The following is a 17,484-nucleotide window of genomic DNA, read 5'->3' as shown; positions in this document are numbered from 1 at the left end:
CGGACAACGCGACCAGTGGATGACGAAACGCGCTCACGATGGAGAGCCCCAACGTAAAGTGGGCACCCTAAAACGACTCGTCAAAGACGGCGTGCAGGTGTATAAGATCGGTGGTCGTTTGGTAACGCATTGAGTTAACATACAAACAATTTTCATGGAACCCTAATATTTCCGGGAAATACACCATGTCAAATCCTCCGAAATTGCTCGATCAGGTGCGCGAGAAGCTGCGGGTCAAGCACTATGCCATCCGCACCGAACAGACTTATGTGGATTGGATTAGACGCTATATTCTGTTTCACGACAAGCGGCACCCGAAGGAAATGGGGGCGGCGGACGTTGAGGCGTTCCTGACGCATCTGGCGGTGGCGGGCAAGGTGGCTTCTTCGACACAGAATCAGGCCAAGTCGGCGTTGCTGTTTTTGTATCGCGAGGTGCTTGAAATCGAGTTGCCCTGGCTCGACAAGGTGACGCAGGCCAAGGCGCCGAAGCGCTTGCCGGTGGTGCTGACGGTGAGCGAGACGCAGGCCGTGCTGTCGCGCATCAAGGGCCACCACGCGCTGATTGCAGGTCTGCTGTATGGCGGGGGCATGCGCCTGATGGAGGCGGTACGCTTGCGCGTGAAGGATGTTGACTTTGCGCGCCGCGAAATCCTGGTGCGCGAAGGCAAGGGCTTCAAGGACAGGGTGACGATGCTGCCGGAAGCCCTTGTTGCACCGCTCAAGCTGCATCTGGCAAAGGTCAAGGCCTTGCACGACGAAGACCTAGCCGCCGGAAATGGAGAGGTGTATCTGCCGTACGCACTGGACCGCAAATACCCGGCGGCGGGGCGAGAGTGGGCTTGGCAGTATGTCTTTCCGGCGCGGGATTTGTCGGTCGATCCGCGCTCGGACAAGAAACGTCGCCATCATCTCGACGAGAAAGGCGTGCAGCGCGCCATGAAGCAGGCGGTGCGAGACGCGGGCCTGACCAAACCGGCGACGCCGCACACGCTGCGCCATTCCTTCGCCACGCATCTGTTGCAGTCCGGCTATGACATTCGCACCGTACAGGAACTGCTGGGTCATTCGGACGTGGCCACCACCATGATCTACACCCACGTCCTGAACAAGGGAGGGCGTGGAGTGGTCAGTCCCATCGACAAGATGGACCTCTTGGATCGTGGGCTGGACGTCTATACGCCAGAGGCGTATAGTTAGGCCGTGCATACCGTAGTCGAAACCTTGCTGTTTCAGCGCCAGTGGCCGCTCTACTGGACCGAAGATGAACGCGGTGCGTTCGCTGCGTATATTGCGGAACATCCCGCTGCCGGAGATGTCGTGCCCGAGTCTGGCGGCATTCGCAAAGTGCGTTGGGGCAGAGCCGGTTCGGGCAAGTCGGGCGGTGTTCGAGTGATCTACTTCACTCGCAACGCAGAAGGTGAAGTGGTTTTGCTCACTCTGTATGCGAAGTCGAAAACTGACAACCTCACCGGCCCCAAGTTGAAGGAGATTCGCCGTGTCCTCGAAGAGTAAGCCGCTTACCAAGTCCGAACTGGCAGCCCATGAAGCCAGGCGCGACCTTGCTGCAGAGCTTTTGCAATCAGTGCGCGAAATGAAGTCTGGCCAAGTTCATGTCGTTACGTCGCCCGTCATTGAGGCGCGCAAGAAAACTGGCCTTTCTCAGTCTCAATTCGCCGCACTTTTGGGGGTATCCGTTCGTACCTTGCAAGGTTGGGAGCAAGGCCGCAAGCAGCCGAGCGGTGCCGCCCGTACTTTGCTCGCTATAGCGAGCACGAATCCGAAAGCTGTATTGGCTGTTGCGGGTAGGTAGCGCTTCGTGCGCCGGAGGCCCAACTCTGGCGTTGCAGGGGGCACTGCCCGATACAGCCGCGCCGCGTCCCTGAACTCAGGCGATGGGGCCGGCATGAAGTATTGACAACCCCGATATGTTAAATACACTGTACGTATGATTAGTTTTGAGTGGGATGCCGCCAAGGCCAGGGCAAATATCCGCAAACATGGAATCGCTTTCGAGGAAGCTCAATCGGTTTTCTACGATGAATTCGCCATCCAGTTCTTCGACGAAGAACACTCGGCGGGCGAAGAGCGCTTTCTGCTCTTGGGCATGAGCACGGGAGCGAGATTGCTGCTGGTCAGCCACTGCGAACGCGAGGCTGGAGACATCATTCGAATCAATTCCGCGCGCAAGGCCACCCCACGCGAAGCTGCCTTTTACGGAAGCGAAACGCCATGAAGAACGAGTACGACCTTTCCGGGATGAAATCGCGCCGGAACCCCTACGCCTCGAAACTCAAGAAGCCGGTCACGATGCGCCTGTCCGAGGATGTGGTCACCTATTTCAAGGGAATGGCGGCAGAGGCCGGCGTACCCTACCAGACCCTGATCAATCTTTACCTGCGCGATTGCGTCACCCAGCATCGTCAGGTGCAGATCGCCTGGCCTGCCAAGTAGGCGTGCTGCGTCCGCCAGCCTGCCAGACATCCACGCGACCCGATAGTTGATGCCGCCCTGGCTTGCCGCGCTGTTCACCCGGCGCATGCTGATCTGCGTGTTCACCGGCTTCTCGTCGGGGCTGCCGCTGTACCTGCTGCTCAACCTCGTGCCGGCCTGGCTGCGCTCCGAGGGCGTGGACCTCAAGACCATCGGCCTGTTCGCCCTGATCCAGTTTCCCTACACCTGGAAGTTCCTCTGGTCGCCGCTGCTCGATCGCTACGCGCCGCCCATTGGTGTCCGTGGCCGGCGCCGCGGCTGGATGCTGATCACCCAGCTCGGCCTGCTCGCGGCGATCGCGGCGCTCGGCCTGTTCGCGCCGGGCAGTGAGATCGTGCCGATACTCTGGCTCACCGCCGCGGTGGCGCTGCTCTCGGCGACGCAGGACATCGCGCTCGATGCCTACCGGCGCGAGATTCTCAGCGAGGCCGAGCTGGGCCTGGGCAACTCGGTGCATGTCAATGCCTACCGCGTCGCCGGCCTGGTGCCGGGCTCGCTTTCGCTGATCCTGGCCGACTACCTGCCCTGGTTCCAGGTCTTCGTCGTCACCGCGCTGTTCATGCTGCCGGGCATGGCCCTGGCCGTGTTCGTGCGCGAGCCGGCGGTGGCCGGCAAGGCGCCGAGGACACTGCGTGATGCGGTGCTGGAACCCTTCCATGAGTTCATCGACCGCGCCGGATTGCGCGAGGCCTTGATGATTCTCGGCTTCATCTTCCTCTACAAGCTCGGCGATTCGATGTGCACCGCGCTGGCGACGCCCTTCTATCTGGACATGGGCTTCGCCAAGTCGCAGATCGGCATCGTGGCGAAGAATGCCGGGCTGTGGCCGGCGGTGATCGGCGGCCTGATCGGCGGGCTGTGGATGGTCAAGCTCGGCATCAACCGCGCGCTGTGGCTGTTCGGCGTGGTGCAACTGGTGTCGATCTTCGGCTTTGCCTGGCTGGCCTGGGTCGGCCCGCATCCGGCGCCGGGCGCGGCGCAACTGGCGCAACTGGCGCTGGTGATCGGCTTCGAGGCGCTCGGCGTCGGTCTGGGCACGGCGGCCTTCGTCGCCTTCATCGCGCGCGCCACCCATCCGTTGTATACGGCCACACAACTGGCCCTGTTCACCAGTTTGGCCGCCGTGCCGCGCACTTTCATCAACGCCACCACCGGCTACCTGGTCGAGCATCTGGGCTGGTTCAGCTTCTTCATGCTCTGCGCCCTGCTCGCCGTGCCAGGCATGGTGCTGCTCTTGAAGGTGGCGCCGTGGCACGGCAAGCATACGGCGTTAAAACCATACGTATTGTAGGGTTTAATTCCGCAGCCGGCCTGGCGCCGTGGCGTTAACGCAACACATCATCATATTTTCCGAAACCGTTCAACTTTTCGCCGCAGGTGGCGTTATATGCTTTGAAGCGCGCGGTTCCAATACGGGAGACGGCAATGTTGATGGTGATGAACATGAGTACAGGCAAACTCATCGAGGACGAGTTCGGAGCGTTCGAGGACCAAGTCCTCAACGCCGAGTGGACCCCTGCCAGCCCCGAGCTTCAGCTCGGCCTGCAGGAAGTCCAGCATCGGGCGGCGACAGCGAAGGAAGTCGACGCCGATGCATTCCTTGCCGCGATGTACCGCAACCAGCAGTGAGCGTCGGCAAGATCAGCTGACGCCTGTTGGTATGATCGCGCGCTTCGGTTTTCAGGAAGCGCGCGATGAGTACCCATTTACCCGTAGGAGCGAGCTTGCTCGCGATTGATACGCCCCCCGCAGTTCCCACCCCGTCTTCCGGTCCCGCCGCAGTTCCAGCCCAGCCCGGCCGCGCCGACTACCCGCATTTCCTTGCCATCGCGACGCGCTGGATGGACAACGATGTCTACGGCCACGTCAATAACGTCGTCTATTACAGCTACTTCGATACCGTCATCAACGAGTACCTGATCCGCGAAGGCGGCCTGGACATCCATGCGGGCGACGCGATCGGCTACTGCGCCGAATCGCAATGCCGCTACCTGGCGCCGCTGGCCTTTCCCGAGACCATCGAGGCCGGCCTGCGCGTGGCCCATCTGGGCAAGTCTTCGGTGCGCTACGAAATTGCGCTGTTCCGCCAGGGCGAGGCGGCACCGGCCGCCGTCGGCTGGTTCGTGCATGTCTTCGTCGGCCGCGAGGGAAACCGCCCGACGCCGATTCCGCCCGGCATTCGCGCCTGCCTGCAGCGCCTCGTGGCCTAGTAGTCAGTCAACGGGGGAAGGCGCATTCCCTGCAGGAGCGAGCTTGCTCGCGATAAGCCGCTATCGCGAGCAAGCTCGCTCCTACATCCATCGGTTTCGACATGTCTGCTTACTGGTGCGGGCCGCGGTCGGGCGGATTTCAGGCGCGGCTCAGCCGAAGCTCAGCCTGAATCGGCTGGCCTGCAGGGCCTGCACCGCTGCCTGGTCCTCGCGGCCGATGGCCAGGCGCTGTCCGGGACCGAGGATGTAGTCCTCGGCATCGCCGTCGCGGGTCAGCCAGAGTTCGCCGGCCAGGCACAGCAGGTCCAGATTACGCGCCGGCAGCAGCGACAGCTGGCCCTTTGCCAGGCTTTCTTCGAGCCCGGAAGCGTCGCGGGCGTGCATTCCTTCACGGAATTCGGTAGCATGGCCGGCCGGGACTGCCGGGCGCATCAGGCCGGCGCGCCGGCTTCTGCCCATGCAGATCAGGGATGAAGCGGAAAGTGCTGGTGCAGTCATGATGTTGGCTCCTGCGCAGGTTGCGACGCCTGCATTATTGAATCCGGCCGCGGCTTGCGCCAGCGATATCGAGGCGTGTCATACATGAGTAAAAGGAATGCGTAAGCACGATTTGCCGCCGCTCGAAGCCCTGCGCGCCTTCGACGCCGCGGCGCGCCACCTGAGCTTCACGCGCGCCGCCGGCGAGCTGTTCGTGACGCAGTCGGCGGTCAGCAAGCAGGTGATCGCCCTGGAGTTGGCGCTGGCGACACGCCTCTTCGAGCGCCGCAGCCGCGCTCTGCAGCTGACCGCTGCCGGGGAGCGCCTGCTGCGGGCCACCGACAGCGCTTTTGCCGAACTGCGCGCGGCGGCGGCCGAACTGCGCGGCGGCGATGAGCCGACCGTGACCCTGGCGACCACCCAGGCCTTTGCCAGCTTCTGGCTGATTCCGCGCCTGGCCGATTTCCGCCGCAGCCATCCGGGCATCGACATCCGCATCTCGGCCGACTCGCGCCTGGTCGATCTGGAACGCGGGCGCTTCGACGCAGCGGTGCGCTACCTGCAGGATCGCCACGCGCCGGCCGCCGCGCTGCGCCTGTTCGGCGACACCGTGCTGCCGGTGGCGAGCCCCGCCTATCTGGCCAGAAGCGGCCGGCCGCTGGCGAAACCGGCCGACCTGGTGCATCACACGCTGCTGGTGTATGAAGACGAGGTGCAGCGCAGGCCCTGGCTGTCCTGGCCGGTCTGGCTGGAAATGGCCGGCGTCGCCGATCTGCGTCCGGCCGGGCGCATCGCCTTCAATCAATACGAACCGGCGATCCGCGCCGCCGTCGAAGGCCACGGCGTGGCGCTGGCCACCCAGGCCCTGGTGGCCGACCTGCTGCAGGCCGGCACGCTGGTGGCGCCGCTGCCGCAGCGCTTCTCCAGTCCGCGCTCGTATTACCTGATGCTGGCCGCCAAGGCGGCGGCCAATCCTGCGGTCGAGGCGTTTCGCCAGTGGCTGACGGCGCAGTTGACGCCGCCGCCCGCGCCGCGCGCCGCGCGCCGCCGCGCCGCTGTGGCGGGCTGATCCGATGGCGACGACGAAGGATTCGAACACCGTCCTGCTGCTGTGCGTCGCGGCGATTTTCAGCATGACCGGCTTTTCCACCTGGCCGGCGCTGCTGCCCGAGCTGCAGGCGGCCTGGGGGCTTTCCGGCAAGGAGGCGGGCGCCATCGGCGGCAGCTATTTCGCCGGCTACATGCTGGCGGTGCCGATACTTTCCGGCCTCACCGACCGCATCGACGCGCGCCGCGTCTATGTCGGCGCCTGCCTGCTGGCCTCGCTCGGGCATTTCGGTTTCGCCCTGTGGGCCGACGACGTGGTTTCCGCCTGCCTGCTGCAGGCCATCGGCGGCGCGGGTCTCGCCGGTACCTACATGCCGGGCCTGAAGGCGCTGACCGACCGCGTGACCGGGTCGCGCCTGCCGCGCTTCATTGCCTTCTACACCTCCACCTTCGGCATCGGCGCGGCGCTGTCGTATGCCTGCTCGGGCTGGCTGGCCCTGGTCGACTGGCGCGCGGCCTTCGTGCTGGGCGGCCTCGGTCCCTACGTCGCGATCGCCCTGATCCTGCGCGGCCTGGCGCCGGTGGCGCCGCACGGTGGTCATGTGCCGGGCGTCGCGGCGCAGATCGGCGCGCTCAAGGATCGTGCGGTGCGCGGCTACGTGCTGGGCTACGCCGCGCATTGCTGGGAGCTGTTCGGCCTGCGTTCCTGGATCGTCGGCCTGCTGGCGTTTGCGGCGACCCAGGGCAGCCTGCCGCTGGCGCCGGCCACGGCGGCGGCACTGATCAACCTGGTCGGCATCCCGGCCAGCATCCTCGGCAACGAATTCGCCGGCCGCCGCGACCGGCGCCGCACCATCCTCGGCATCATGCTGGCCTCCGGCGTGCTGGCCTGGGCGGTGGGTGCTGCCGCGAGCTGGCCGCTGCTGCTGCTGGCGCTGCTGGTGGTCTACCAGGTGGTGGTGATGGCCGATTCCGCGGCGCTCACCGCCGGCCTCGTGGCGGTGGCCGATCCGGCGCGGCGCGGCGCGGTGATGGCGGTGTATTCGATGGCCGGCTTCGGCGCCGGTTTCCTCTCGCCGCTGGTGGCCGGCGCGGTGCTCGATGCTGGCGGCGGCAACAGCTCGGCGCTGGCCTGGATGCTGGCCACCGGCAGCCTCGGCATCTGGTGCCTGCTGGCGCCGCTGGCGCTCAGGCGCTGAGGTCGTGCGCCTCACCCGCCGGCCGCCGGGCGCACTAAACTCCTGCCTTGGCGTCACCCGTGCGGCGCCACCCGGCCCGCCGAGATTGCGGGCATTGCCCGCCGCCCCGCCGCCCAGTACTGCTTTTGGAGAATCCCTGAATGAAGTCGAGTCTTTTGGTTTGTGCCGTGCTGCCGTGCCTCGCGCTGCCTGCCGCCATGGCCGCCGAGGTGCCCTGTCCCGATCTGGCGACAGCCGTTCAGGTCGGCGCCTGTCCCGCCGAGGAAGAGTTGCGTCACACCTTCACCGGCTATTGCAGCGACGACGCGAAAACCTATCGGGGAGAGACCGACGTCTGCACCGACTACCAGCGTTATCGTCGGTTGAAGAACGTGGCGCTGTGGGAATCGGCGGACGAAAAGTTCAACGCCTATGTTTCCTGCGACAGGCCGCAGGCAGAGGTCAAAAGCGCCAGGGTCTCCGCCGTCCGCGTTGGCAAGCAGGGCAGCATGACCCTACTGGTGTGCAGCTATGGCAATAGCATCGACTTCACCTTGCGCACGCGCGCCGAATGCCGGGTCGATGGCGGCACGGCGAAATGCGGATGAGGCCGGCACCATGACCGAAGACGCCATTTCTCCCGATCAGGACCCCGAAGCGGACCCGCCCCGACAGCAGCCTACGGTCTGCCTGCGCTGCGGCACGCCGGGACCCGTCAGCGAGGACGGTTTTTGCGCCAAGTGCGAGCAGGCGCTGGAGCAGGCTTGCCTGTGACGGTGCGGCGGGGCACCGCGAGCAAGCTCGCTCCTACATTAGCCGGCGAAGTGGTGGTTTGGTAGGAGCGAGCTTGCTCGCGATAAGCCTTCGAACTTCGCCCTATGGCGTGGGCTTGCAGGCGCTGAAGGAAACCGCCGCGCCGTCGCTGAGGCGCGTGGCGTCGCCATTGAGTTCCAGCACCGTATTGCCCTTGCTGTAGCGCGTTGCGCCCTCGGCGCCGAGCCGGTCGAGGCGCACTTCGCGCTCCGGCAGGATCAGCCATACCGCGGCGCCGCCTTCCAGCGTGCGCAGGTAAAAGCGCTTGTTGCCGGTGCACTGGTATTCGGTCGCATTGGCCGGCGTGCGCGGGCGTTCCTGGATCGTCGTATCGCCGCCGAAGGGCAGATACTTCTTGACGTTGATCTCGCCGCAACCGGCCAGCAGCGAGATGCCGGCCAGCGCGACGACTTTCAGATACATCGATTCTGAATTCATGGGGATCCCCTTTTCCGGCAGCGATGTTGCCACAGATCGGCGACCATTCAATGCCGATCCGCCTGCTGCTCATCCACGACGAAGCGGGCAGGGTTGTGTCCTGCCCCTTCTTGCTGTGCCGGCGCCTCTTCAGGAGTTTCCAGTGAGCCGCGCTGCCGCGACGCCGTGAATCAAAGGCCGAGCGCGGAAATGATCTTCTCCCGGGCCGCTTCGATGGCGCACTCCATGCGTTGCAGCTCGGGTTCCGCGGTTTGCCGGGTTTTCAGTGCGACTTCCAGCGCCGACGCGTGCTCGCGCAAATCGCAAAGGCCGATGGTGCCGGCGCCTCCCTTGAACGAATGCGCGGTGCGGGCGGCCAGTTCCAGTTGCCCGGCGGCCAGCGCCTCGCGGATTTGGGCCGCCACCGCCGGGCTTTCCTCGACGAATTGGATCAGCCAGTGGCGATAGCGCTCCTCGTTGCCGAGAAAACGCTTCAGGGCGCCAGTGGTATCGATGCCGTCCAGCGCGGCCAGTCCTGGCGCACTGGTGGGTTCCGGCGCAGCGAGGGCGCTTGCCGGGCGGGCCTTCTTGCACGCCGGTAGCCACTTCGCCAGCACCCGGTAAAAGTCTTCCGGGTCGAAGGGCTTGATCATATGGTCGTTCATGCCGGCCGCGGCGCCGATCAGTTTTTCGTGCGCCAGGGCGTGCGCCGTCATGGCGACGATCGGCAGCCTGTCGAAGCGGGGCCAGCCACGAATCCGGCGCGTGGCGGTGAGGCCGTCCATGACCGGCATCTGGATGTCCATCAGTACCAGATCAAAAAACCCGGGACCGGTCTCTGCAAGTGTTTCCAGGGCTTCCTGGCCGTTGCTCGCCAGGCGCGGCGTGATGCCGACATCGCCCAGCAACTCGCCGACAATCTCGATGTTTATCGAGTCGTCTTCGACCACCAGGATATGGGCGTCTTCGTAACGCTGGTGCACTGCGCGGTGTGCGCTGGCTGTTTCGTCCCCGGCCAGGCTTGCGGCCGCGCCGATGCTCAGCAGCACCCTGAGGCTGAAGGTGCTGCCGATTCCCTCGCGGCTGCTGACGCTGATGCCGCCATCCATCAACTGCGCCAGGTGCTGGCTGATCGCCAGACCCAGGCCGGAGCCGCCGAATTTGCGGCTCATCGAGGCATCGGCCTGGGAGAAAGGCTGGAATAGTCCGGCGACGTCGTCGGCGCATATGCCGACACCGCTGTCCTCGACCTCGATGCTGAGGCAGGCGCGCTCGTCGGGGCTGGCCGCCAGGCCGACGCGTACGTCGACACCACCGCTGCCGGTGAACTTGATGGCATTGCCGACGAGGTTGAGCAGTATTTGCTCGAGCCGCAGCGGATCGCCGATCAGGACCTCGGGTACATCCTCGTTTATCCGGAAGCCGAGACGGAGACCCTTGGCCTCGGCCTTGTGGGTCATCACGTCATGGGCGTGGCGCACCATGGCGCGCAGGCGGAAGGGAATGGATTCGAACTCCATGCGGCCGGCAACGATCTTCGACAGGTCGAGCAGGTCGTTGATGATGCGCGCCAGGTGCCGTCCGGCGTTGCCGATCTTTTCCAGGTAATTCCTTTGCCGTACATCCTCGCTGTGCTCCAGCGCCAGGGCCGACAATCCTGTGATCGCGCCGAGCGGCGTGCGCAGTTCGTGGCTGACATTGGCAATAAAGGCGTCCTTGGCCTGGTCGGCCTGCTGCGCCGCATCGAGCGCCTGGCGCAACTCCGCGGTACGCGCCAGCACCCGCTGTTCAATTTCGGCGCGCAGGTCCGGCCCATGCGCGGCGCCGGTCCTCGCCACGCGGACCTTGCCCTTGCGCATCCTGTTCATTGAAATTCGTGCGGTCATGAAGCCTGTTTCCTTTGTGCCGACGCTGTCGGCGCCTGCGCTCGCGTCAGTCGGCAGGGCAATCCAAGCCTAAGGGAAAGCGGGGGATTTTCCTACTGACAGAAATGTCAGGTCCGGGCTGCTGCGCGCGAGTCGCCGATCGGCGTGGGATCGCCCTGTAAACAAGTACCACTGGGCTTTGTGGGGGATTGGGCCACAATATTCTCGCTGCCGGTCTTTTCCCGATAACCCAAATAATGAGGACGCCACATCATGAATAGCAAGATAAGCAATCTTCGTCCCGTAGCGCATTTGCGCAATGCCGGACTCCCCGATTTCGTGTCGCTGCGGGTGGAGCAGTACTACCGCGAGCGGGTGCAGAACACCTGGGACGGCGGACACATCATGCGCGGGCGGACGCCCGGCGCCGATGCGTTGCAGCTGTGCAGCAACGACTACCTTTCGCTGGCCCGCCATCCGGCGATCCTGGGCGCGATGGCCGAGAGCATCCGGCGCGACGGCAACGGCTTGCTGATGTCGGGCATTTTCCTGCATGGCGCCTGTCCGCAGATCGATCTGGAGCAGCGCCTGGCGGCCTTCATGCGCGCCGAATCCGGCGTGCTCTGCCAATCGGGCTATGCGGCCAACACCGGGCTGATCCAGGCAATTGCCGACGAACGGACGCCAGTCTATGCCGACATGATGGCGCACATGTCGCTCTGGGAAGGAATCAAGAGCGCCGGCGCCAGGGCGATCACTGTCTTCCACAACGACCCCGAACACCTGGAGCGGCAGATTCTGCGCCACGGTCCGGGAATCGTGGTGGTGGACGCGATCTACAGCACCACCGGCAGCCTCGCGCCGCTGCGGGAAATCGTGGCGATCTGCGAGGCGCAGGGCTGCGTGCTGGTGGCCGACGAATCCCATTCGCTGGGCACGCATGGCCCGAACGGCGAAGGCCTGGTCGTCGAACTGGGACTGGCGGAGCGCGTGCATTTCCGCACCGCCAGCCTGGCCAAGGCCTTTGCCGGGCGGGCGGGCTTCATTACCTGCTCGAAACGCTTCAACGAGTACTTCAAATTCGAATCGAACCCTGCGATCTTCAGTTCCACACTGCTGCCGCACGAGGTGCAGGGGTTGGCAGCAACGCTTGGCGTTGTCAAGCGCGAGGGCTGGCGGCGGGAAAAGCTGCGCGCCAACGCGGCGCTCCTGCGCGCCCATCTCGATGAACTGGGATACAACCTGAACGATAGTCAGTCACAGATCGTCTCGCTCGAATCGGGCACCGAGCAGCAAACCATCGTGCTGCGCGAGGCGCTGGAATCGCGCGGCATATTCGGCTCGATCTTCTGTGCCCCGGCCACACCGCGAAACCGGTCGCTGATGCGCTTTTCGGTCAATGCTGCACTGACCGACGCCGAACTGGAACGCATCGTCGCCGTCTGCCGCGAAATTCGCGACGAGGTCGACCTCGCGTCCTGGCCATCGACGCGGCGCAAGCTGCGCGGCAAGAGCCAACCCGCGACCGCGGCGAAGGGCCGCATGAAGCTTGCGCCAGGGCAGGTTGCTGCAGCTTGATCGCAGAGGCGGGTCGGGGGATTACGCGGTACTGGCCCTCCCCTGCCGTGCCTCGCGGTCGAGGCGGTCGAGGTACTCGCTGTAGGGATAGACGTACTTGAGGTTGAAGGCGTCGGGATTCGTGACCACGGAGTAAAGGTAATGGTCCCTGCCGCGAAATTCCGTCGCCGGATGCAGGCAGGCCTGCCAGTCTTCATAGATCGGCGAGTAGTTCCCGGCGGTTTTCCAGAAGTAGGGCAGCGACCGGCCGCTGCGCAGTTGTTCCAGCAGGCCTTCGGGGGCTGCCTGGTCGTAGGCGATTTCGTAATGCCCCTGCATCATCGCCTCCGTTTGCACGATCAGCAGGTGGGCCGTGCCGCCGGCGTCCAGCATCAGGATTCCGTCCGGCGCGCAGGACAGGTAGTACTCGACGATGCCGAGCCGTTCGCGGATTTCCTCGAAGCGCTGGGCGAATTCGGGATCGCCGAGGAACAGGTGCGAGCCGACGGCAAGTGCTTCGGACAACATGTGCTCGATCTGGTCGAAGTGCTCCTGCTGCAGTTCCGCAATCGTGCGATTGAGCACGGCCATGACGTCGTCGTTCTGCTTGCGGATGAAGCGGTCGATGGTCTTTTCGTTGAAGGCGCGCACGGCGACCTGCTCGTCGGCCTTGCCGGTCAGCAGAATCTTCTTGATGGCCGGATTCTTCAGGCTGCGACAGAATTCGAGTCCGTCGATCTCGGGCATGTCGTAATCCACCACCACCACCGATACCTGTTCGAAGCGGTGCTCGTTATGCACTTCGCGGTGAATCATGTCGAGGCTGACATCGATGACGTGGCGCGTGTAGCTAGCGTCGCCGCGATGGCGATACAGCGAAAAGAAGCGCTCGACCATGGGCGGCACCGAGCTGGCGGCATTCAACGCGACCAAGGCGGAAAACGGCGAGTGGAACAGGCGGAAGGCCAGTTGCGAATCCAGTTGCAGGCTCAGGTTGGCGAGAAACTGTGGACTGTCGTCGACGAAGGCGACCGTGGTCGGGAAGTGGAAGGGGTGGATCGCATAGGATTTCATGGCTTTGGGAATGTCAGGACGAATTCGGAGGATTCACCGTGGACGGAGCTGCACTCGATAGTACCGCCGAACGAACCCATCACGTCGCGGCAGAAGGCGAGGCCGATCCCGGCGCCGAGCACACTGTCGCTGTCGCCGACGGAGGTATAGAAGCGCCTGAAGATATGCGGCAGGGTCTCCGGGGGAATGCCGCCGCCGGTGTCGCGCACGATCAGGCGGTTGGCATCGGGCGATGCCTCGGTGCGGATCATGATCTCGCCCTTTCCCGCCTTGCCGATATGGCGCAAGGCGTTCTTGACGAGATTGAACAGCACATGGACCATCAGCAGTTCGACGCCGCGAAATTCGAAGTCCGCGCCGGGTTGCCATGACACCAGTGTGCGTTCGTCCTCGGAAAACGGATAGCGCGCCAAGGCGATCTCGATGCAGCGGGACATGGAGCAGAGCACCGATTCCTGTGTCACTGCGCCTGTTGCCCTGGCATTGACCAGTAGCATGTCGATGATGGCGTTGGAGTGATATGCCTCGGCGTCGATGCGCTCAAGTACGCCCTTGAGTGCATCAAGGTGCGCAGCGCGTATGGCAGTGACCGGCAGTCCGTGCTGCTGCGCCAGTTGATGGGATTCGATCAGCGTCGGCAGGTAACGGGCCAGGCCGGAGGCCCCGGCGCGGATGCCCAGCAGAGGGGTACGCAGTTCGTGGGCGATGCTTCCTGCCGTCGCCAGCATTGCCCGTTCCTGTTCGATGCGGATGCGTTCGCTGTCGTAGTTCGAAACGGCACCCAGGGCCACGGCGAACAGGGCGATCGCCACATAATCGTAGCGTTCGAAGGTGACCAGCGAGGCGTCGCTGGTCAGGGCGATGGCGACTATGGCCAGCCCGCTGCCGAGCACGAAGTGCGCGATCAGGGTGACCCAGTCGAGCAGCAGGATCATTACGAAAACTGCCACCAGGGCCGATCCGATCCAGACGTCCGTGCCGTTATTCTTCAGCAGCATGAAGGTGAAGAAGAATGGCAGGGAGTAGAGCAGGGAGAAATACCAATAGTGCGGCAGGTAGGGCTTCAGCCGGTCGGGCCAGCGATTGCTGTACAGGATCGGGATGAACAGGGCGGCGCCGAACAACCGCATGGTCAGGTTTTCGTAGGGCTGCGGGTAGGCGCTGTGCCAGACCCAGTAGTAGAACGGAAAGGCGATGATGGCGATGATGGAAAATACATGGAGCCGACGCTGAAAATACTCGACATTGCGCAAGGCCGGCTCGAACAGCCGCGCGGCCGCTTGCCTCAGGCTGGAACTGGTCAGCTTCATCGGACGTTCATCGCGACCGGTGCGCATTCGCGGCCAGGAGGCGATTGTCCGGTACTTGTCGGCGGGATAGGGGTTTTCATGGGGGCGGCGCTTTGCGGCCATGATAGCGAAGATCGCTCTCGGCCATAACTGTCAGAGTTGACAGGTAGATAGCATCCGGCTACAAGTGAAAGCACCAGTCATGAGCTGGGAACCCGGACGAGCTTTGCTCAATGACCGATCAGAATTCCATTGCTTCGCACAGTGAATCGCCGACCCTGCTGTTTGCCAACAGCGCGCAGCGGGATTTTTTCCGGGGAGCGGTGCTCGGCGCCCGCAGCCTCGGTTTCGAGCACAGCGCCTACCTGATCGGCGTTCCGGGGCGGGGCGTCGGCTGGCGCTTCGTGATGACCAGCAATTTTCCCCGACCCTGGCAGGAGCGCTACCTCAAGCACGGCTACCATGCGATCGACCCGACCATAGAACATGCCAAGACCAGCGTTCTGCCCTTGATCTGGTCCAGCGCGCTGTTCGATCAGGCGCTTGCCAGGGATGCCAGGGAACTCGGCTTCAACCACGGCTGGACGCAGCCGCTGCGGGCTTCAAATGGAAAATTCGGTGCGCTGACGCTGGCCCGCAGCCAGGGAGCCATCAGTGCCGACGAACTGGAGGCAAAGCTGCCGATGATGCAGTGGCTGGCACAGGTGGTTCATGCCAGGTTGTTTCGCGAGTTCCTCGCCCGTCAGCGGAACGAAAGCAGCACCCGGCTCAGCGAGCGCGAGCTCGAGGTTCTGCGCTTGGCTTCCGAAGGCGGCACCGCAGGCGATATCGCGGAGCTGACGGGTGTTGGCGAACGCACCGTCAACTTTCACATCGCCAACATCATCAGCAAGCTCGGGGCGACCAACAAGACGCATGCCGTGACCCTGGCGATGCGCCTGGGCCTGCTCGACTAGCGCTTGTGAATCTCGCCTAGGAACTTGCTGCGCGGCGTAAATCTGCTGCGCGTGCCGGGGCGGATGGCCTTGTGGGGCCGACTTCAGCCGGCCAGCGGTGGATGGCTTTGTAGGGCCGACTTCAGTCGGCCAGGGGTGGATGGCGTTGTAGGGCCGGCTTCAGCCGGCCAAGGGTGGATGGCGGACTGAAGTCCGCCCTACGTCCGCCCTACGTCCGCCCGGTCCCACCCTGCAACTGACGTCGTGCGGAGCTTGTTCGTCTACAAGGCATGAACGCGGTCGCCGCGGGCGAAGCCGAGCAGCGGTGCCGGCATGCCGCGCCCGAGGGCGATGACCTTGAACAGCTCGCCCATCTCGTTGGGCGAGAGCAGCACATTCACGGCGCCGCGCGCGCGCAGGTCGGCGGCATTTGTGTCCGCGGACGCCGTGTCGCCAGCGCCAACTCTCTGGCCCAGCATCAATTCGCCGATGCCACAGTTGAGCAGGAAGTTGGCCTGGCTGACATAGCCCAGCACCTCCAGCCCGGCATCGAAGCCGGCCTCGGCCACTGCGGTGAAATCGACATGCGAGGTGATGTCGGACAGGCCGGGAAACCAGAACGGGTCTTCATGCACCCGATGCCGGTAATGGCAGCGCAGGCTGCCGCCGTCGCGCTGCGGATGGTAGAGCTCGTGGCGCGGCAGGCCGTAGTCGATCAGCAGCAGGGCGCCCCGGTCCAGGCGCCGCGCCAGCTCGGAAACCCAGGAGCGCGCCGCGAGGCTGATCTCGCCGCGATAGGGCGGGCTCACCTGCAGCGCCTGCGCCGCTTCCAGCAGCGCGCCGCTGGCGGGACGCTCGGCCACCACCAGGCGGCCGTCCGCGATGCCGATGCCGCCTTCCAGTACGGCCGGCTCACTCTCCTTCCCCACCTCAGCGCTCCAGCGCAAGGCATGGGTCGGCATCGCGTCGAGCAGTTCGTTGCCGATCAGGCAGCCGGAAAAACGCTGCGGCAATTGGTCCAGCCATTCGACGCGATCGGCATATTCCGGCGCATGGTCGGCCAGCGTCGCCTGCTGGCGTGCGCGCAGTTCGCCCGACAGTTCCAGTATCTGGTAGCGCTCGGGCAGGCAACCCAGTGCGGCCAGTGCCGGCAAGAGGTCAGCCGCCAGCCGGCCGCTGCCGGCGCCGGCTTCGATCAGCCGCGGGCTGGAGGCGGCGAGGATCTGCGCCACCTGGCGCGCCAGCGCCTGGCCGAACAGCGGCGTCAGTTCCGGCGCGGTGAGGAAGTCGCCTTCCACGCCGAACTTGCGCGAGCCGCCGGCGTAATAGCCGAGTCCCGGCGCGTAGAGCGCCAGCTCCATGTAACGGGCGAAGGAGATCCAGCCGCCGCGGACGGCAATCTCGGCGGCGATGATGTCCGTCAGCGCTGCGCTGGCGGCGCGCGCATCGGCCGAGGGCGCGGGCAGTTCGGTCTGCTGCAAATTCATGGCGGGGAGATGGCGGCGACCAGCTCCGCCATGGACAGGGCGTCCGCCGTGCCCTGCCGGCGCAGGCCGGCGACCACGCCGGCGCGGTTCGCGGCCGGTTGGTTCTGGCTGATCTTCCACTTGCCGACAAGGCTGGTGATGACGATCTCGATGCCGACGATGGCCGTCAGCATCTTGTCGATGTAGTCGGGCGGCGCGTCGGCGATCTGCCAGGGTTCGGCGAAGCCTGCTTCGTGCTCGGCGACCAGGGCTTCCAATTGCCGGCGCAGCCAGGCCGCATCGTCGATCGCGCGCAGCGTGCCGCGGGCATGGACCACCACGTAATTCCAGGTCGGCACGGCCTTGCCATGCTCGCGCTTGCTCGGGTACCACGACGGCGTCACGTAGGCCTGCGGACCGTGGAAGATCGCCAGCACCTCGCTGTCCGCCGCCTGTTGCCACAGGGGGTTGGCGCGCGCGACGTGGCCGTGCAGTGCGCCGCACGGACCGACTTCGGGCTCAAGGTGCAGCGGCAGGTGGTCCGCCGCCAGGCCGTCCGCGCCCTGCGTCACCAGCGTGGCGAAGGGCTGCGCGCGCAGCAGTTGGTGCAGCACTTCGCTGCGGCTTTCCTCGAAATGGGCGGGCAGGTACATGCGGCAGGATC

At 64.7% G+C, this 17,484-nt stretch carries 21 protein-coding genes; 14 read left to right on the top strand and 7 right to left on the bottom strand.

Annotation, left to right across the window (positions count from 1 at the left end; genetic code table 11):
- Window positions 1-185 precede the first annotated feature (185 nt).
- The 8 genes from RMO95_RS15495 to RMO95_RS15460 all read left to right on the top strand — a co-directional run bounded on the left by RMO95_RS15495 (window position 186) and on the right by RMO95_RS15460 (window position 4,702).
- Complete coding sequence (locus tag RMO95_RS15495; protein WP_310451544.1) at window positions 186-1,199, top strand: integron integrase; 1,014 nt, start codon at window positions 186-188, stop codon at window positions 1,197-1,199.
- Window positions 1,200-1,202: 3 nt separating this feature from the next.
- Window positions 1,203-1,514, top strand: coding sequence for a type II toxin-antitoxin system RelE/ParE family toxin (locus RMO95_RS15490; RefSeq protein WP_310451543.1), 312 nt, complete (start codon window positions 1,203-1,205; stop codon window positions 1,512-1,514).
- Window positions 1,498-1,812, top strand: a complete 315-nt coding sequence (locus RMO95_RS15485; protein WP_409574966.1) for a helix-turn-helix domain-containing protein — start codon at window positions 1,498-1,500, stop codon at window positions 1,810-1,812. Before RMO95_RS15490 ends, RMO95_RS15485 begins: the two co-directional genes overlap by 17 nt.
- Window positions 1,813-1,947: 135 nt before the next feature.
- Entirely contained in the window at window positions 1,948-2,235 is a 288-nt protein-coding gene (locus RMO95_RS15480; RefSeq protein ID WP_310451542.1) for a BrnT family toxin, read from the top strand.
- On the top strand, window positions 2,232-2,453 hold the full coding sequence (locus RMO95_RS15475; protein ID WP_310451541.1) for a BrnA antitoxin family protein: 222 nt from the start codon (window positions 2,232-2,234) through the stop codon (window positions 2,451-2,453). Before RMO95_RS15480 ends, RMO95_RS15475 begins: the two co-directional genes overlap by 4 nt.
- 49 nt (window positions 2,454-2,502) lie before the next feature.
- Window positions 2,503-3,783 (top strand): AmpG family muropeptide MFS transporter, encoded by a 1,281-nt coding sequence (locus RMO95_RS15470; RefSeq protein ID WP_310451540.1) that lies wholly within the window; start codon window positions 2,503-2,505, stop codon window positions 3,781-3,783.
- A 152-nt stretch (window positions 3,784-3,935) separates the two neighbouring features.
- A complete protein-coding gene (locus RMO95_RS15465) occupies window positions 3,936-4,121 on the top strand; it encodes a hypothetical protein (protein WP_310451539.1) in 186 nt (61 codons plus the stop codon).
- A gap of 95 nt (window positions 4,122-4,216) precedes the next feature.
- The gene (locus RMO95_RS15460; protein ID WP_310451538.1) at window positions 4,217-4,702 is read left to right on the top strand and encodes a thioesterase family protein; all 486 of its coding nucleotides are present in this window, start codon (window positions 4,217-4,219) and stop codon (window positions 4,700-4,702) included.
- Window positions 4,703-4,852: 150 nt separating this feature from the next.
- On the opposite strand, the gene RMO95_RS15455 is transcribed toward RMO95_RS15460, so the two are convergent.
- Complete coding sequence (locus RMO95_RS15455; RefSeq protein ID WP_310451537.1) at window positions 4,853-5,200, bottom strand: DUF2917 domain-containing protein; 348 nt, start codon at window positions 5,198-5,200, stop codon at window positions 4,853-4,855.
- 97 nt (window positions 5,201-5,297) lie between these two features.
- On the opposite strand from RMO95_RS15455, the gene RMO95_RS15450 reads away from it, so the two are divergent.
- The 4 genes from RMO95_RS15450 (at window position 5,298) to RMO95_RS15435 (ending at window position 8,178) form a co-directional block, all read left to right on the top strand.
- Window positions 5,298-6,248, top strand: coding sequence for a LysR substrate-binding domain-containing protein (locus tag RMO95_RS15450; RefSeq protein ID WP_310451536.1), 951 nt, complete (start codon window positions 5,298-5,300; stop codon window positions 6,246-6,248).
- A 4-nt stretch (window positions 6,249-6,252) separates the two neighbouring features.
- Window positions 6,253-7,425 carry an MFS transporter gene (locus RMO95_RS15445; RefSeq protein ID WP_310451535.1) on the top strand — a complete coding sequence of 391 codons (1,173 nt, stop codon included), beginning with the start codon at window positions 6,253-6,255 and terminating at the stop codon, window positions 7,423-7,425.
- A 140-nt stretch (window positions 7,426-7,565) separates the two neighbouring features.
- Window positions 7,566-8,012, top strand: a complete 447-nt coding sequence (locus tag RMO95_RS15440; RefSeq protein ID WP_310451534.1) for a hypothetical protein — start codon at window positions 7,566-7,568, stop codon at window positions 8,010-8,012.
- A gap of 10 nt (window positions 8,013-8,022) precedes the next feature.
- On the top strand, window positions 8,023-8,178 hold the full coding sequence (locus RMO95_RS15435) for a hypothetical protein (RefSeq protein WP_310451533.1): 156 nt from the start codon (window positions 8,023-8,025) through the stop codon (window positions 8,176-8,178).
- A 102-nt stretch (window positions 8,179-8,280) separates the two neighbouring features.
- On the opposite strand, the gene RMO95_RS15430 is transcribed toward RMO95_RS15435, so the two are convergent.
- Together RMO95_RS15430 and RMO95_RS15425 are read right to left on the bottom strand one after the other, a co-directional pair.
- Window positions 8,281-8,655: a hypothetical protein gene (locus tag RMO95_RS15430; RefSeq protein WP_310451532.1), complete on the bottom strand. Its 375-nt coding sequence runs from the start codon at window positions 8,653-8,655 to the stop codon at window positions 8,281-8,283.
- Between the two features lie 170 nt (window positions 8,656-8,825).
- Window positions 8,826-10,502 (bottom strand): ATP-binding protein, encoded by a 1,677-nt coding sequence (locus tag RMO95_RS15425; protein WP_310451531.1) that lies wholly within the window; start codon window positions 10,500-10,502, stop codon window positions 8,826-8,828.
- Between the two features lie 270 nt (window positions 10,503-10,772).
- On the opposite strand from RMO95_RS15425, the gene cqsA reads away from it, so the two are divergent.
- Window positions 10,773-12,077, top strand: coding sequence for an alpha-hydroxyketone-type quorum-sensing autoinducer synthase (gene cqsA, locus RMO95_RS15420; protein ID WP_310451530.1), 1,305 nt, complete (start codon window positions 10,773-10,775; stop codon window positions 12,075-12,077).
- Between the two features lie 21 nt (window positions 12,078-12,098).
- Here cqsA and RMO95_RS15415 read toward each other — a convergent pair whose 3' ends face one another.
- On the bottom strand, window positions 12,099-13,130 hold the full coding sequence (locus tag RMO95_RS15415) for a response regulator (protein WP_310451529.1): 1,032 nt from the start codon (window positions 13,128-13,130) through the stop codon (window positions 12,099-12,101).
- Entirely contained in the window at window positions 13,127-14,440 is a 1,314-nt protein-coding gene (locus RMO95_RS15410; protein WP_310451528.1) for a HAMP domain-containing sensor histidine kinase, read from the bottom strand. The genes RMO95_RS15415 and RMO95_RS15410 overlap by 4 nt, the downstream gene beginning before the upstream one ends.
- Window positions 14,441-14,652: 212 nt before the next feature.
- Here RMO95_RS15410 and RMO95_RS15405 point away from each other — a divergent pair, with 212 nt between their 5' ends.
- Entirely contained in the window at window positions 14,653-15,375 is a 723-nt protein-coding gene (locus RMO95_RS15405) for a LuxR family transcriptional regulator (protein WP_310451527.1), read from the top strand.
- Between the two features lie 260 nt (window positions 15,376-15,635).
- Here the strand turns inward: RMO95_RS15405 and RMO95_RS15400 are convergent, their stop codons facing one another.
- Window positions 15,636-16,841 (bottom strand): SAM-dependent methyltransferase, encoded by a 1,206-nt coding sequence (locus RMO95_RS15400; protein ID WP_310451526.1) that lies wholly within the window; start codon window positions 16,839-16,841, stop codon window positions 15,636-15,638.
- Window positions 16,838-17,473 (bottom strand): FMN-binding negative transcriptional regulator, encoded by a 636-nt coding sequence (locus tag RMO95_RS15395; protein WP_310451525.1) that lies wholly within the window; start codon window positions 17,471-17,473, stop codon window positions 16,838-16,840. Before RMO95_RS15395 ends, RMO95_RS15400 begins: the two co-directional genes overlap by 4 nt.
- Between the last annotated feature and the right edge of the window lie 11 nt (window positions 17,474-17,484).

The organism is Sulfuritalea sp. (genome assembly GCF_031426875.1).
GTDB lineage: Bacteria > Pseudomonadota > Gammaproteobacteria > Burkholderiales > Rhodocyclaceae > Sulfuritalea.
The sequence above is the reverse complement of the archived record's forward strand: the minus strand, read 5'-3'. Positions and strand labels throughout refer to the sequence as shown.

Excerpts from the sequence above, each read along its gene's own strand:
- RMO95_RS15470 (WP_310451540.1), top strand. The coding sequence starts at position 2,503 with ATGCCGCCCTGGCTTGCCGCGCTGTTCACCCGGCGCATGCTGATCTGC.
- RMO95_RS15450 (WP_310451536.1), top strand. The coding sequence starts at position 5,298 with ATGCGTAAGCACGATTTGCCGCCGCTCGAAGCCCTGCGCGCCTTCGAC.
- RMO95_RS15475 (WP_310451541.1), top strand. The coding sequence starts at position 2,232 with ATGAAGAACGAGTACGACCTTTCCGGGATGAAATCGCGCCGGAACCCC.
- cqsA (WP_310451530.1), top strand. The coding sequence starts at position 10,773 with ATGAATAGCAAGATAAGCAATCTTCGTCCCGTAGCGCATTTGCGCAAT.
- RMO95_RS15425 (WP_310451531.1), bottom strand. The coding sequence starts at position 10,502 with ATGAACAGGATGCGCAAGGGCAAGGTCCGCGTGGCGAGGACCGGCGCC.
- RMO95_RS15455 (WP_310451537.1), bottom strand. The coding sequence starts at position 5,200 with ATGACTGCACCAGCACTTTCCGCTTCATCCCTGATCTGCATGGGCAGA.
- RMO95_RS15495 (WP_310451544.1), top strand. The coding sequence starts at position 186 with ATGTCAAATCCTCCGAAATTGCTCGATCAGGTGCGCGAGAAGCTGCGG.
- RMO95_RS15445 (WP_310451535.1), top strand. The coding sequence starts at position 6,253 with ATGGCGACGACGAAGGATTCGAACACCGTCCTGCTGCTGTGCGTCGCG.
- RMO95_RS15395 (WP_310451525.1), bottom strand. The coding sequence starts at position 17,473 with ATGTACCTGCCCGCCCATTTCGAGGAAAGCCGCAGCGAAGTGCTGCAC.
- RMO95_RS15440 (WP_310451534.1), top strand. The coding sequence starts at position 7,566 with ATGAAGTCGAGTCTTTTGGTTTGTGCCGTGCTGCCGTGCCTCGCGCTG.
- RMO95_RS15410 (WP_310451528.1), bottom strand. The coding sequence starts at position 14,440 with ATGAAGCTGACCAGTTCCAGCCTGAGGCAAGCGGCCGCGCGGCTGTTC.
- RMO95_RS15415 (WP_310451529.1), bottom strand. The coding sequence starts at position 13,130 with ATGAAATCCTATGCGATCCACCCCTTCCACTTCCCGACCACGGTCGCC.
- RMO95_RS15435 (WP_310451533.1), top strand. The coding sequence starts at position 8,023 with ATGACCGAAGACGCCATTTCTCCCGATCAGGACCCCGAAGCGGACCCG.
- RMO95_RS15480 (WP_310451542.1), top strand. The coding sequence starts at position 1,948 with ATGATTAGTTTTGAGTGGGATGCCGCCAAGGCCAGGGCAAATATCCGC.
- RMO95_RS15465 (WP_310451539.1), top strand. The coding sequence starts at position 3,936 with ATGAGTACAGGCAAACTCATCGAGGACGAGTTCGGAGCGTTCGAGGAC.
- RMO95_RS15430 (WP_310451532.1), bottom strand. The coding sequence starts at position 8,655 with ATGAATTCAGAATCGATGTATCTGAAAGTCGTCGCGCTGGCCGGCATC.
- RMO95_RS15405 (WP_310451527.1), top strand. The coding sequence starts at position 14,653 with ATGACCGATCAGAATTCCATTGCTTCGCACAGTGAATCGCCGACCCTG.
- RMO95_RS15400 (WP_310451526.1), bottom strand. The coding sequence starts at position 16,841 with ATGAATTTGCAGCAGACCGAACTGCCCGCGCCCTCGGCCGATGCGCGC.